The sequence below is a fragment of the Microvirga ossetica genome (assembly GCF_002741015.1).
GTDB lineage: Bacteria > Pseudomonadota > Alphaproteobacteria > Rhizobiales > Beijerinckiaceae > Microvirga > Microvirga ossetica.
Window position 1 is genome coordinate 1118933 of sequence record NZ_CP016617.1, and the last position, 12537, is coordinate 1131469.

Annotated in this window: 14 protein-coding genes and 2 pseudogenes; 11 read left to right on the forward strand and 5 right to left on the reverse strand. The window is 62.7% G+C overall.

Features of this window, described 5'->3' with window-relative positions:
- Positions 1 to 330 precede the first annotated feature (330 nt).
- The 5 genes and pseudogenes from BB934_RS33375 to BB934_RS33400 all read left to right on the forward strand — a co-directional run bounded on the left by BB934_RS33375 (position 331) and on the right by BB934_RS33400 (position 3808).
- The gene (locus BB934_RS33375) at positions 331 to 522 is read left to right on the forward strand and encodes a hypothetical protein (RefSeq protein ID WP_099514098.1); all 192 of its coding nucleotides are present in this window, start codon (positions 331 to 333) and stop codon (positions 520 to 522) included.
- A 191-nt stretch (positions 523 to 713) separates the two neighbouring features.
- Positions 714 to 1475 carry a gamma-glutamylcyclotransferase gene (locus BB934_RS33380; RefSeq protein WP_237050432.1) on the forward strand — a complete coding sequence of 254 codons (762 nt, stop codon included), beginning with the start codon at positions 714 to 716 and terminating at the stop codon, positions 1473 to 1475.
- 110 nt (positions 1476 to 1585) lie between these two features.
- Positions 1586 to 1876, forward strand: a pseudogene (locus BB934_RS33385) (ABC transporter substrate-binding protein); the annotation flags it as partial.
- A gap of 139 nt (positions 1877 to 2015) precedes the next feature.
- Positions 2016 to 2765 (forward strand): DUF1194 domain-containing protein, encoded by a 750-nt coding sequence (locus tag BB934_RS33390; RefSeq protein WP_099514100.1) that lies wholly within the window; start codon positions 2016 to 2018, stop codon positions 2763 to 2765.
- Between the two features lie 818 nt (positions 2766 to 3583).
- Entirely contained in the window at positions 3584 to 3808 is a 225-nt protein-coding gene (locus tag BB934_RS33400; protein WP_099514102.1) for a DUF6894 family protein, read from the forward strand.
- Between the two features lie 51 nt (positions 3809 to 3859).
- On the opposite strand, the gene BB934_RS50295 is transcribed toward BB934_RS33400, so the two are convergent.
- Positions 3860 to 3991, reverse strand: a complete 132-nt coding sequence (locus BB934_RS50295) for a hypothetical protein (RefSeq protein WP_257792376.1) — start codon at positions 3989 to 3991, stop codon at positions 3860 to 3862.
- Between the two features lie 259 nt (positions 3992 to 4250).
- Here BB934_RS50295 and BB934_RS33405 point away from each other — a divergent pair, with 259 nt between their 5' ends.
- The 4 genes from BB934_RS33405 to BB934_RS33420 all read left to right on the forward strand — a co-directional run bounded on the left by BB934_RS33405 (position 4251) and on the right by BB934_RS33420 (position 7046).
- Entirely contained in the window at positions 4251 to 4919 is a 669-nt protein-coding gene (locus BB934_RS33405) for an exopolysaccharide biosynthesis protein (RefSeq protein WP_099514103.1), read from the forward strand.
- Positions 4920 to 4992: 73 nt separating this feature from the next.
- Positions 4993 to 6285 carry a hemolysin family protein gene (locus BB934_RS33410; RefSeq protein WP_099514104.1) on the forward strand — a complete coding sequence of 431 codons (1293 nt, stop codon included), beginning with the start codon at positions 4993 to 4995 and terminating at the stop codon, positions 6283 to 6285.
- Positions 6285 to 6752, forward strand: a complete 468-nt coding sequence (locus BB934_RS33415) for a hypothetical protein (RefSeq protein ID WP_099514105.1) — start codon at positions 6285 to 6287, stop codon at positions 6750 to 6752. The genes BB934_RS33410 and BB934_RS33415 overlap by 1 nt, the downstream gene beginning before the upstream one ends.
- A 99-nt stretch (positions 6753 to 6851) precedes the next feature.
- Positions 6852 to 7046, forward strand: coding sequence for a hypothetical protein (locus BB934_RS33420; protein ID WP_099514106.1), 195 nt, complete (start codon positions 6852 to 6854; stop codon positions 7044 to 7046).
- Positions 7047 to 7555: 509 nt separating this feature from the next.
- Here BB934_RS33420 and BB934_RS48615 read toward each other — a convergent pair.
- The 4 genes and pseudogenes from BB934_RS48615 to BB934_RS33440 form a co-directional block, all read right to left on the reverse strand.
- Positions 7556 to 8134: a phosphate acyltransferase gene (locus tag BB934_RS48615; RefSeq protein ID WP_418294772.1), complete on the reverse strand. Its 579-nt coding sequence runs from the start codon at positions 8132 to 8134 to the stop codon at positions 7556 to 7558.
- Positions 8135 to 8144: 10 nt separating this feature from the next.
- Positions 8145 to 8369, reverse strand: a pseudogene (locus BB934_RS33430) (SDR family NAD(P)-dependent oxidoreductase); the annotation flags it as partial.
- 87 nt (positions 8370 to 8456) lie between these two features.
- Positions 8457 to 9629 carry an acetyl-CoA C-acetyltransferase gene (locus BB934_RS33435; protein ID WP_099514107.1) on the reverse strand — a complete coding sequence of 391 codons (1173 nt, stop codon included), beginning with the start codon at positions 9627 to 9629 and terminating at the stop codon, positions 8457 to 8459.
- A 235-nt stretch (positions 9630 to 9864) separates the two neighbouring features.
- The gene (locus tag BB934_RS33440) at positions 9865 to 10191 is read right to left on the reverse strand and encodes a DUF1476 domain-containing protein (protein WP_099514108.1); all 327 of its coding nucleotides are present in this window, start codon (positions 10189 to 10191) and stop codon (positions 9865 to 9867) included.
- 810 nt (positions 10192 to 11001) lie between these two features.
- Between BB934_RS33440 and BB934_RS33450 the strand changes: the two genes are divergently transcribed.
- Positions 11002 to 11970 carry a Bug family tripartite tricarboxylate transporter substrate binding protein gene (locus BB934_RS33450; RefSeq protein ID WP_099514110.1) on the forward strand — a complete coding sequence of 323 codons (969 nt, stop codon included), beginning with the start codon at positions 11002 to 11004 and terminating at the stop codon, positions 11968 to 11970.
- An 89-nt stretch (positions 11971 to 12059) separates the two neighbouring features.
- Positions 12060 to 12536, forward strand: coding sequence for a tripartite tricarboxylate transporter TctB family protein (locus tag BB934_RS33455; protein WP_099514111.1), 477 nt, complete (start codon positions 12060 to 12062; stop codon positions 12534 to 12536).
- Position 12537: the final 1 nt, after the last annotated feature.

Genomic DNA, 12537 nt, shown 5'->3' on the forward strand with positions numbered 1-12537 from the left:
ACGCCTCGCACTTGATTTCGGCATACTTCCGGGATGTGCCGAGAGCGGGAAGTTCGTCACGGTGGGTATCCTCAGGGTGCTCATCGGCGCGCTGATACACGCAGGTGCGGGATCATCGTTTCCTGTCGGCCGCCCTTGGATTTCACCGCCGACAGCTTCGGTGCCGTCTTGCCTAATCCTTGAAAGGGGTTTCGGTTGATCGGGCGCTCGTTCACCCTGGTGTAACACCCTGGCCGATCTCCTGAGGACAACCGCCGGCGGCTCAGGCCGTGGTGTTGCCGGAAGGTGTCGGCTAAGGCACAGGCTGAGCGGCTACGGTAGAATGCATCCATGACGCCACGACCCATCGCCACCGCTCCGCACGAGGACGACCACCCTCTCCTCCTCTTCTGCCCCCATCAGGGCGGCTGGCACACCGGCGTCTGGTTTCGCGGCAAGTGGCTGGCCTATCTGGATACGAGTGTCGTGCTTGAGCCTTCGCATTGGCTGCCGGTCCCCCCTGACCCACCGGATGGCGAGTGATCGATGTTTGCCGTCTGGCAATGGCAGGTGTTTCGCTTGAAGCGGACATTTTGCCCGCGGCGTGACCCTGTCCTGCGTCACAGACATGTGCACCGGGCTGGTGCAGGATCCATATACTGTGCCCGGGCTGGATCCCGTCCTGACTACATGGTGCTCGCGGCTCGGTTCTGGACGCCCAAGCGGAGGATGGAATGGACGAATCGATGGGGGAGAAGCGACGCCATCCCCTCAGCCGGGAAGCCATTCAGAACGGCTTCGTCAGTGAGCTGATCGCGCGCTCGGGAACCAGCCTTCGGGTGCTGAGCGATGAGGAACGCCGTAGATCTCTGGACGCGACGCTCGCTGCTCAACCCACTCAGGGTGATGATGTCTGGCTGTTTGCCTATGGCTCGCTGATCTGGAACCCAGCCTTCCACTACATCGAGCGGCAGCCCGTCCTGATCCGGGGCTGGCATCGGCAGTTCTGCCTGTCCACGCCTATCGGACGAGGAACGCCTGCGCGCCCCGGCCTGGTTCTCGGGCTGGATCGCGGCGGCGCGTGCAAGGGCGTGGCCTTCCGCATCGATTGCGCCGAGGCGAAGGCTGAGCTTGAGTTGGTCTGGCGGCGTGAGATGGTGACGGGAGCCTACGTCCCCCGCTGGGTCAGGCTGCACGGTCCAGGCCTGATCCACGACACGCCCGGTATTGCCTTCACCATCAACCGCGCGGCGCCGAACTACGTGCGTCCCGTATCGGAGGATGCCACGGCCCAGGTGATTGCGACCGCTTGCGGGGCGCTCGGCTCCTGCCGGGACTATCTCTTCGACACGATCCACGGCTTGGAAGGCTTCGAGATCCAGGACCGCCATCTCAACCGAGTTGCGCGCTTGGTGAGCGAGTACCGGGATCGCGCCACCGACAGCCCACCTCAAGCTTCTGGTGAACTCCCGATGACCGGTCCTGGCACTGGCTGATGGCAGATATCGACGGCGTGTCTTCATCGACTCGTCCGTGGTTACGATGGTCCCGCGAGCCGTGCTCGCAAGATTTGCGGGATTCGGTAGCAAACGCCCCCAGACTTAATGGAGATTATCCCGCGACCCTTCATTATCTCATGGCCGTTGAGGCCCTGAAGGACAAGGATCCGACCAAGGTCATGGCCAGGATGAAGGAGGTGTCGACCGACGACCCGGTGTTCGGCAACGGCAGCATCCGGCCGGACGGGCGCAAGATCCATGACATGCACCTGGTCGAGGTCAAGAAGCCCGGCGGTTCCAAGGGCGAGAGGGGCCTCTACAAGCTCCTCGCCACCGCTCCTGCCGACCAAGCGATCCGCCCTCTCAACGAAGGTGGCTGTCCCTTGGTGAAGGGCTGATCGGCAGAATCGGGCCCCCAACGTGGCAGGCGCCTGGTCGACCCGCAGTCTGGGCTGGTCAGCTTTGCGGCAGCGCCGGCCGGGCGTATGATCGCCATTCGCCCGGCGGATCGCCTTACCTCTCTTCTCGGAGGCGGCTATGAACAGGCTTGGAACGCTCGGTGTCGTGGCGTTGGCGTACGTTCTGCTGGAGGGAGGCCCGGCAACCTCGATCGAGACCGAGACCGACATCAACGTGGTGACGGGCCTGGATTTCTCCCATTCCGTCAGCCTGGACGAACATTGGATCGTACAGGAGGGGCTCGCCAAGGCGCTCCTTTCGCCCGAGGTCATCCGCGCCATTCAGCATGGCCATCATGGCCGGATCGGCTTCGCCCTGTTCGGCTGGCATACCAAGACCCTGCCTATGCTGCCGTGGATGCTGATCGGCTCGGCGGACGATGCCAGGGTAGCCGTCCAACAGATCAGGGCAGCATTCTCCGAACAGATCGCCACCGAATCGACCCTGCGCCGGGTGGAGCAGCGCTTCGGCAGGCCCACTGATCTCTCCCGTGCCTTGTCGTCCGCGTCGGACATGCTCAAGGCTGCGCCCTTCCGGTCTACACGCTCGGTCATCAACATCATCGGGAATGGTCCCGACAATGTGGGTGCTGACGCTCAAGGAGCGCGGAATGCGACGCTCGCTCTTGGCTTCACGATCAACGGGGTCGTGCTGGGGCAGGATCCTGATGTGATCGAGTATTTTCAGCAGAAAGTCGTAGGCGGTCCCGGCTCCTTTGTCGAACACGTGCCCTCAAGCGAGTTGATGGCCCGAATCCTCACTCGAAAGTTCATCAACGACATCGTCATCGGGTTCGCTGATGGCTCCGAACCGGAACCCGACCACTGAGAACGGTGCCATCGCAAGTCTGCCGCTCCTATAGGGCCGAGTAGTCGGTATGAGAGCCACTCGTTGCAGTCCATGTCCCGATCATTGATGAAGTTAATGCAGGACGATTATCTATTTCGCCCCGACACCGACTTGGTGTTGGTGGTGCCTGCTACCGAATGCCGAAGATTTGTCCCGTTCAGGCTCAGTCAGGAGCACCGATTCCCCGTCAGGAAGACGCGGGCCATCTGGCGGCGCTTGGACGTGCGGAGACCTTTGTTGCGCAGGAGATGCACTCCCCGGCAGGAGCACCGAAACTCATCGGGGACGCTTGGTGAGCTGATGGTTGTCGCGTTCCAGAACGTCCTCCACCACAAGTCGACCAATGCCCGGACATGGAACGGGCCCGGTCGCTGGACGACGGGCCCGTGGTGACCCGCAGGTCACACGTCACTGACGATGTTCCGGATGATCCGGTCAAAAGGCTCAAATTGTGGAGCTGAGACAGGCGCCTCAAACGCACGAAGCTGGGAGAGGCGCTCGCAGCCCAGGCGGATTATCGATTGCAGCCTCCCTTTCAGCCCAAGCCGTGGTGGGTGCGCGGTTCAGGCGAGTGCGTGAGCGGGGCTGCTTGAGGAACCCACGGGTGAAAGCCACCCCACTCCAACTGTCAGCCTGCACCGCCTCTGACGGAGATGCTTTAACCCAGGTCAAAGAGAGCCACCGAAATCAGGCGCCAGGCATCCCTTCTCTGTGCGGAGCATCCCGAAATTTAACCTGGATGATAGCAGCACCTCCGAAAGAGCGGCACGGATGCCTTGGCTCAAGCGAGGGCGCCCATGCCACGATACCTTTTCAACGCTTACAGCGGCCTGTGCCATGCGCGGGATTTCGAGATCCTCGACCTGCCTGACCTGGATGCCGCCTGCGCTCAGGCACACAGGGTGGCCCGACAGTTCCGCGCCTACCTGCCCGGCACCCTGCGCCGGGAGGATCTGACGATCGAGATTGTGGAGGAGACGGGCCAGGAGTTCAGGGCCATGCGGTTTGATTCCGTGACGTAGCGGTCATCGTCGCCAGGGTCGGAATCCGATATCCACCGTTCCAGGTAGCCATCATCGGGCAGTGACGAACGGCACCTTCCCGATCGCATCCGTGATCACCAGGATCTGGCCCGGCTGGATGCGGCCTGCGATGATGTCCATCCACACCGCCGCAGCCCGATCCGGGTCGGGGGCGATCTTCACGTCAGGCAGCTCGAGCCCGACGGCGTCCTACATCATCCGATCGCCCACGCGATGGTGGAAGAAGTAGCGGGGCATGGAGCCTCCCAGCGTCATGCCACCACCGTCCTGTGGTTTTTGGAACTCGTCTATGATCCAGGTTAGAGTTTGGAGCTGTCATACCCGCAGATGCGGGATCATCCTTTCCTGTCGGCCGTCCTTGGTTCTCACTGGTACCCGATCAGACTTGCCCCGACCGTCCGGGATCGCTACACACGCGACCATGCCCGAACCTTCGAGTAGTCTCGCTGCCGCCCCATCCCCGGATGAGGGCCCCGAACCTCGACAACGGTTTTCCGAGGTCCTGAGTGATCTCGCCAGCCGCCCCAGCCCAACCATCGCCATCAACGATGTGCTGGGCGCCTTCGGAGATCGGGCCTTCGGAGCCCTGATGCTCGTCTTCGCAGCCCCCAACATTTTGCCGCTCCCACCGGGTACGTCGGCCGTCCTGGGAGCGCCGCTTCTCTTCATCACCGCGCAGGTGATGCTCGGACGCCCGACCCTTTGGATGCCCGCCTTCATTCGCGAGCGTTCGATCCAGCGCGACTCCTTCGCCCTGCTGACAGCCAAGCTCAGTCCGGTCCTTGCCCGCGGCGAGCGGTTCCTCAAACCTAGGCTGCCGTTTCTCCTGCATCGCGCCCCGGAGCGGATCGTCGGCGCGGCCTGCCTGCTGCTTGCCCTCATCCTTTTCCTGCCGATCCCGTTCGGCAACATTCCGCCGGCCTTTGCCATCGCGGCCTTCTCGCTTGGCATCCTCGAGCGGGATGGCATGGCCACGATCATCGGCTGGCTCGCGACGGTCGGCAGCATCCTGATCCTCGTCGCGATTTCGTCCGCGATCCTTGCCGGAATCCGCGCCTTTCTCGACCAGTTGTGGGTTCTCATCGGATGACACGTTTCGTGCAGAACCGTCCGGCAACCACATTTAGGACTTCGGAGCGGTGCCCCAAACACCGGAAGATCCCGTGCTCGAACTCGGCATAGCTTTCCTTCTGATCGGCCTGAACGGCCTCTTCGCCCTGTCCGAACTGTCCATCGTCTCGGCCCGCAAGGCCCGCCTGAAGACGATGGCCGACAGCGGACGCGCGGGTGCCGCCACAGCCCTCAGGCTGGCGGAGGATCCCGGACGGTTCCTGTCGACAGTCCAGATCGGCATCACCCTCGTCGGCATCCTGGCAGGCGCCTTCTCCGGCGCAGCACTTGGCGACCGCCTCACCCAGATCCTGCTCGATCAGGGCATGCCCGAGCGCGCGGCTGAACCACTCGGCTACGGCCTCGTGATCGGGACCATCACCTATCTCTCCGTCGTGGTGGGTGAACTCGTGCCCAAGCATCTGGCGCTGAAGAACGCTGAGGGTATCGCCTGTACGGTCGCACCCCTCATGGCGCAGATCTCCCGGATCGGGGCTCCGGTCGTCTGGCTGCTCGATGCCTCGACCAAGCTGATCTTCCGCCTCTTCGGCCAAGGCACGGAATCCGACAGCGCCGTGACCGAGGAGGAGATCAAGACCATCATGGCCGAGGCGGAAACGGCCGGCGTGATCGAGACCGACGAGCGCAAGATGATCGCGGGTGTCAAGCGCCTCGGCGACCGGGCGGTGCGCGGGGTGATGACGCCACGCACCGACGTTGACTGGATCGATCTCGACGATGACGAGTTCGAGATCCGCGAGACCCTGATCAAGACCCCACATTCCCGCCTTCCCGTGGCCGAGGGGCATCCCGATAACATGCTGGGCGTCGTGCAGGCCCGGGAACTCCTGGCCGCCTCGCTGCGGGACGAGCCCCTCGACATCCGCAAGCACATTCGCAAGGCGCCGATCATCCCCGACACCCTTGATGCGCTGGATGCCCTGGAGGTGCTGCGGCAGGCCGAGGTTCCCATGGCGCTCGTGCACGACGAGTACGGGCATTTCGACGGCATCATCACCCCGGCCGACATTCTCGATGCCATTGCCGGGGCCTTCCGCTCCGACGAAGGCGAAGCCGAGCCCGAGGCGGTGCAGCGGGAAGATAGCTCCTGGCTCCTTGCCGGCTGGACGCCGGCCGACGAGATGGCCGAGCAACTCGGGATCGCCCTGCCGGAGCGGCGCAACTACGAGACCGTCGCCGGTCTGGTGATCGGCGAACTCCAGCACCTGCCCAGCACGGGCGAAGCTGTTGAGACAATGGGATGGCGTTTCGAGGTCATCGACATGGACGGCCGCCGGATCGATAAGGTGCTGGCCACCCGGGTTGAGGGCCAGGAGGCGGCCTGATGATGCGCATGCGACTTGCCGTTCTAATCGCCAGCCTCGCGCTGTCACCTGTCGTGGCAGAGGCTGCAGCCTGCAAGCTGGAGCACGCCACGTTCCGGCCGAAATACGCGCCCGAGCATTTCGAGATCCACAGCAGCCGCATCGGCAATGATTCCGTTTTTGATCTCATCGTCCGGAAGACTAACGAGACCTTTCGGTTTCGAGTCGACGTCGACGGGAGCACGGGGGAAGGAACAATCACCTCCGTTCCCGACGGAGCCGGCCACGATCCCGGGATCAGGACGGGCTTTCGGCTGCTGGATGGCAAGGGCCTGAGGACCGTCCCGATGGGAGAGATCGGCCATATGTCCTTCTACGATCTCGGACGGACGTTCGTTGACTTCCGTCTGCGGGGGCGCCGCAATCTAGAGCCTTACACGTCCCCACCCTCCGGTATCTGGCACGTGACCGCATGTCGACCGACCTAAAAACATCTAGGCTTCGGTGTTACCCACTTGCGGTGACGGGCCTCTCCGCCCCCTCGGAGACTGCTGGCGAAGAGCGGCGTTGGACTCAGCAATGACGCCGTGACGCAGGCCGGTTGCGAGGCCACTCCGGCGTCTTCCGGCGAGGGTGTGCCCGATCTTCTGGCGGCCGCCAAGTTCGACAGCCTGAATTGCACCATCGCGGTCCCCGGCCGGGAGGTCGGCACCACCTTCAGCTCCATCTGGCCTGACCGTCCGGTGATCTATGCCTCCGCGATCTCCGCGCCGCGCCTTTGAGGTGACAGCCCCTGGCAATTAGAGTTCTGTGCCGACATCCAACCGAGTGTGAACGCCGCGATCACCAGATAATACGCGGACATGGCCACTATGATCGGGGCGAGATACCCGGGAAGATGCTGAATGAGGAATCCAGAGCAGATCCCTCTACGATCCCTTGGAACTGTACAGGGAAGCATGGTTACTTCGCGTGGTTGAGGCTGATGAAGTCGCCGCTCCCGGCCAGCTTCAACATCGGCTTAGCGCGGAAGAGGGCTACCGCGGCATTAGGAGCTTCGATCCGCTGGGGTCACCACTTCCGCGAGTGCAAGGATACGGGTTGGTCGCACTTTGAGCTTACAGCTCGCTAACCGTGACAAGCGAGATCCTGCGGCCTTGTCCCATCAAGCGGCGTCAGCAACCCTATCGGCATAATCTCTTCATGCGTTTCAGCGGTCACTCAGCGATGGCGGCCTCTACCGAGGTCAGAGCCGTCATGTTCGTGATCCGCCGTACTGTGCTGGTGGGCGTCAGAATATGGACTGGTCGCCTCGCCCCCCAACAGGATCGGGCCGACCGTAATCCCCTGCCCGGCCAGCCTTGAGCACGTTGAAGGTGATGTTCGCCGCATCGAGGTTCGGCATCACCAGCAGGTTGGCTGCCCCGGTCAGGCGCGAGCCTGGGAACACCCGATCGATAATGCCTTTGTTGAGCGCTGCATCACCGTGCATCTCGCCCTCGACTTCAAGATCTGGCGCTTGCGTCTGGATCAGTTCCAGAGCCTGCCGCATCTTCACGGCCGAAGTCGTCTGAGCGCTCCCAAAGCTCGAATGTGAAAGCAGTGCTACTCGTGGCATCACGCCGAAGCGCCGGACCTCGTCGGCTGCCAGCAGGGCGATCTCAGCGATCTGTTTGGCGGTTGGGTTCTCGTTGATGTAGGTATCAGTGATGAACACTGTCTGGTTTGGCATCATCACCACATTCATGGCAGCCAGCGTGTTGATGCCGGGCTTCCGCCCAACGACCTCGGCCACCGGCTTCAGATGGGTTTCATAGGTCCCATAGGTGCCGCAGAGAAGTCCGTCCGTCTCGTGATGACGCAGCAGCATGGCCCCGATCGGGGCCGAGCTCGGCTTCGACGGCGCGGATGCCCGTCTCGCAGGCAGCGGAATCGGAGACGTCGAACTTGAAGACCGGGATGCCGGTCTCAGCTTTGAACTGGTTGGCGGCTTCGTCATTGCCGCCGTAATTGGCCGCAACTTTGTAGCCTGCGTCCTTCAAACCTTTTGAGATTGCGGCACCGATGCCACGAGTGCCGCCGGTGACCAATGCAACGCGCGCCATGTCTTGCTCCTTGTGAGATTCCATCCTGATAGGATCACTCCGGATCCCGTGTCGAAAGCAGCCCGGTTGATCCGGGCTGCTGGTGACTTAGCGCTCCAGGCACATGGCGACGCCCATGCCGCCGCCGATGCACAGGGTAGCGAGGCCCTTCTTGGCGTTGCGCCGGCCCATCTCGTGCAGCAGGGTCACGAGCACGCGGGCGCCCGAGGCGCCGATCGGGTGGCCGATGGCGATGGCGCCGCCGTTCACGTTCACGATCGACGGATCCCAGCCCATGTCCTTGTTGACCGCGAGCGCCTGGGCCGCGAAGGCCTCGTTGGCTTCGACGAGATCGAGGTCGGAGACCTTCCAGCCGGCCTTCTCCAGCGCCTTGCGGGAGGACGGGATCGGGCCCGTGCCCATGATCGCCGGATCGACGCCGGCCGTCGCCCAGGAGGCGATGCGGGCGAGCGGGGTCAGGCCGCGCTTCTGGGCCTCGGCCTCGGTCATCAGCACGAGGGCTGCCGCGCCGTCGTTGATGCCGGACGCATTGCCGGCCGTGACCGTGCCGTCCTTCGAGAAGGCGGGCCTGAGCTTCGCCAGGGATTCGACGGTGGTGCCGGCGCGGATATACTCGTCCTGGTCCACCACGATGTCGCCCTTGCGGCTGGAAATCGTGACGGGCGTGATCTCGTCCTTGAAGCGGCCTTCCTTCTGGGCCGCCTCGGCCTTGTTCTGGGAGGCGGTCGCGAACTGGTCCTGCTCCTCGCGGGTGAGCTGCCAGCGCTGGGCCACGTTCTCGGCGGTGGTGCCCATGTGATAGCCGTTGAAGGCGTCCATCAGGCCGTCCTTCAGCATGGTGTCGACGAGCTTGAAGTCGCCCATCTTGGTGCCGGAGCGCATATGGGCGGCGTGGGGGGCGAGCGACATGGATTCCTGGCCGCCGGCGACGATGATGTTCGCATCGCCATTGGCGATCTGCTGCAGGCCGATGGCCACCGTACGCAGGCCCGAGCCGCAGAGCTGGTTGAGCGCCCAGGCGGTCTTTTCCTGCGGCACGCCCGCGGCGATGGCGGCTTGGCGGGCCGGGTTCTGGCCCTGGCCTGCGGTCAGGATCTGGCCGAGGATGACCTCGTCCACTTCCGCGCCGTCGACCTTCGCCCGCTCGAGGGCCGCCTTGACGGCGATGGCGCCGAGCTCGTGGGCCGGGGTGTTGGCGAAGGCCCCGTTGAACGAGCCGACGGCCGTGCGCGTCGCTCCGACGATGACGATGTTAGTCATGGGTTCCTCTTTCGTGTTGTTCAGGGATTGCTTTATGGTGCCGGCACGTAGCTGCCGGACCTATCCTAGGCCAGACGATTCATGTTGCTGGCTCAGCGATGTGGATCATTCATTTTGAAGTCTGCTCTCGGTAGCGTATCGGATCGTGCTTGTGCTGTCATACGGTCGCCCTGCTAACAGCACAGTCGTGCCCAAGAAGCTGCCTTGCGAAAGGCAGCTGCATCGTACCTGAGGCTCAATCGGTAACTGCTACCTGACGAAACGCTTCACGGTGATAGGCGCGGAGTTTGTCCCGGACCTGCCGCTCGGAACATGACAAGCCGTGAAGCGAAAGATCGCGAGTGATCTTCCCGACGATGTCACCATCGCCGTCCATTTCGAAGTCGGCCCGGTGAACGTCGGTAGCATAGGACGAAAGATCGGCGTTCGACAAACCAAGGAGGCGGCCGGCCCACAGGCCCGCGAGCACATTTCGACGCGCGATCACGCTGTCACGGGTGTCGTTATCGAGACACCAGGGTGACGAACTCTGATTGAACGTCTTTGTGCCTGTCACATTCATCGAAGCTCTCCGTCAAAGGCTTAGCAATCAGCCAATTGGATTTGACAACCGTCATGTCATGACGATGAGCCTGTAGACGCCTCACCTGACACGAACCTGACAAACATGATGGATTTCTGCAGGGGAGCTATGCATGGACGTAACTCTTTCAGGGTTGCCTCCAGCGACAGGTCGCATATGTCCTACCCTGGAGAAAGGCGAAGCTCCGGTCCAATCACCAAGCCTCCGATCAAGCAGAAGCCTTATCATCCATAAAGAAGGACCCGGAAAGGCGGGTCAGACGCTCAAGGAAGCGCTCGGGCACCTATCCAGCTCCAGGATCGTCAGGTGAACCGATGAAGCAGACCCAAACCGAGACAGACGAGGCCCTCGCCCATATCAGGCGGAATACAGCCGCTCCGATCCAACGCTTCCTCGACTCAGTTATCGCTGCGCGGCTTGAGGAGACGGCCGGCCCGCCGAATAGAAAGCCAGTGAGGCCATCAAAGCTTGGCATTTTGGGCATGGCTAAGGGCTTAAGACGATCTTTTGAAACGCTTAGCTTCTTCCTGAAGAAAGATCTGTGCCTACAATCCGTTTCTCGCGTCATCCACCGCATTCGCCGGCGTCAGCAGCCGCGCAACGAACCATAAGCGTGGTCGCAAACCTCCCCATTTGAGAACGCCCTTCTAGCCGATAACCGCCTACGCTTCCCTGCTCTTGTTCGCCCCAGAAGTTAGTCAGGTTGCTGTCAGGTTCATCCCTTAGGACGGCTCCTGCGACTGCATCAAGCAGCCGGAGTGAACCTTCACCATCCTGGGAGGATGATCCATGATCCACTTTCGCCCACGCCTGTCACGGGCATTGATTGTCGCTGCAACGGCCCTATTCGCTACCTCCGCCTTTGCTCAATCCGAACTGAAACTTATGGCGCCAGCGGCGCCGGGCGGCGGCTGGGACCAGACGGCCCGCTCGATGCAGCAGGTCCTGATGCAGTCTGGCATCGCCAAGAGCGTGCAGGTCACCAACGTGCCGGGTGCCGGCGGCTCGATCGGCATCGCCCAACTTGTCAACAACTCCAAGGGCGACGGCCACCAGCTCATGGTCAACGGGTTCGTCATGATGGGCGCGCTCCTGACCAACAAATCGCCGGTCACCTTAGAGCAGGTGACGCCAATTGCCCGCCTCACCGCTGAGGCCGAAGCCATCGTCGTTCCGCCAGGCTCGCCAATCAAGTCGGTCCAAGACCTCGTGGCCGCCATCAAAGCCGACCCGTCGAAGGTCACCTGGGCCGGCGGCTCGGCTGGCGGTGTCGATCACATCGCCGCAGGTCTTTTCGCCAAGGCCGCAGGGGCCGACCCGACCAAGATCAACTACATCCCGTTCTCTGGCGGCGGCGAAGCCCTCGCAGCAATCCTCGGTGGCAAGGTCACCGCCGGCATTTCGGGACTCGGCGAATTCGAAAGCCAGATCAAGGCTGGTAAGCTGCGCCTGATCGCGGTTACCGCGCCGACCCAGCGCGAGGGCATGGCAACGCCCACCCTGAAGGACCAGGGGGTTGATCTCGAGATCACCAACTGGCGTTCCGTCGTGGCTCCTCCTGGCATCAGCCCAGAGCAGCGCAAGACCCTGACTGAGACCATCGGTAAGCTGGTGACGTCTCCCGCTTGGCAGGAAGTCCTCAAGCAGAAGGGTTGGGACGATGCCTATCTCTCAGGCGATGAGTTCGCAGCCTTTCTGAAAGCGGAGAATGCTCGGGTTCATGAGGTTCTCACCTCCATCGGCCTTGTGAAGCCCTGATCGTCAACAGCCGACGGGCGCGTTTCGGCGCGCCCGCTTGAATCGCATGAATCGCGGAGATGCCAATGTCCAAAGTCCAACAGGTATCAATGTCCAGTATACAACGCCGCACGCGCCTGGACGTCGCCGGACTCGTGATTGCCGGCGGGCTGTTGCTGCTATCGGCTCTGGTCTGGTGGGACATGACCAAGCTTCAGCTTCTGTCCCCCTACGATGTCGGCCCAAAGGCCATGCCGGTGATTGTTTCAGCCGGCCTTGCCCTGCTGGCCATAGGGAATGGGATCAGCGCCGTCCGGGGCGACCTGCCGGCCCGCGACAGCCTCGACTGGAGGCCGATCATCCTGATCCTCGGCGGGCTCGTGGCCCTGATCACTCTCATCGCGATTGGCGGCGGCTTCATGATCGGCACTGCCATCCTGTTCGCCACGACGTCTGCGGCGTTCGGACGAAAGGCCTTCCTGATAGATCTGCTGATCGGGGCTGTGCTCGCCGTCATCATCTACCTGCTCTTCGCCAAGCTCCTGACCCTGTCGCTCCCGGCAGGGCCGCTCGAGCGGCTTTTCTGAG

Bases quoted from the DNA above. Each gene is read 5' to 3' on its own strand.
- BB934_RS33375 (WP_099514098.1), top strand. From the start codon at position 331: ATGACGCCACGACCCATCGCCACCGCTCCGCACGAGGACGACCACCCT.
- BB934_RS33380 (WP_237050432.1), top strand. From the start codon at position 714: ATGGACGAATCGATGGGGGAGAAGCGACGCCATCCCCTCAGCCGGGAA.
- BB934_RS33390 (WP_099514100.1), top strand. From the start codon at position 2,016: ATGAACAGGCTTGGAACGCTCGGTGTCGTGGCGTTGGCGTACGTTCTG.
- BB934_RS33400 (WP_099514102.1), top strand. From the start codon at position 3,584: ATGCCACGATACCTTTTCAACGCTTACAGCGGCCTGTGCCATGCGCGG.
- BB934_RS33405 (WP_099514103.1), top strand. From the start codon at position 4,251: ATGCCCGAACCTTCGAGTAGTCTCGCTGCCGCCCCATCCCCGGATGAG.
- BB934_RS33415 (WP_099514105.1), top strand. From the start codon at position 6,285: ATGATGCGCATGCGACTTGCCGTTCTAATCGCCAGCCTCGCGCTGTCA.
- BB934_RS48615 (WP_418294772.1), bottom strand. From the start codon at position 8,134: ATGCTGCTGCGTCATCACGAGACGGACGGACTTCTCTGCGGCACCTAT.
- BB934_RS33435 (WP_099514107.1), bottom strand. From the start codon at position 9,629: ATGACTAACATCGTCATCGTCGGAGCGACGCGCACGGCCGTCGGCTCG.
- BB934_RS33440 (WP_099514108.1), bottom strand. From the start codon at position 10,191: ATGAATGTGACAGGCACAAAGACGTTCAATCAGAGTTCGTCACCCTGG.
- BB934_RS33450 (WP_099514110.1), top strand. From the start codon at position 11,002: ATGATCCACTTTCGCCCACGCCTGTCACGGGCATTGATTGTCGCTGCA.
- BB934_RS33455 (WP_099514111.1), top strand. From the start codon at position 12,060: ATGTCCAGTATACAACGCCGCACGCGCCTGGACGTCGCCGGACTCGTG.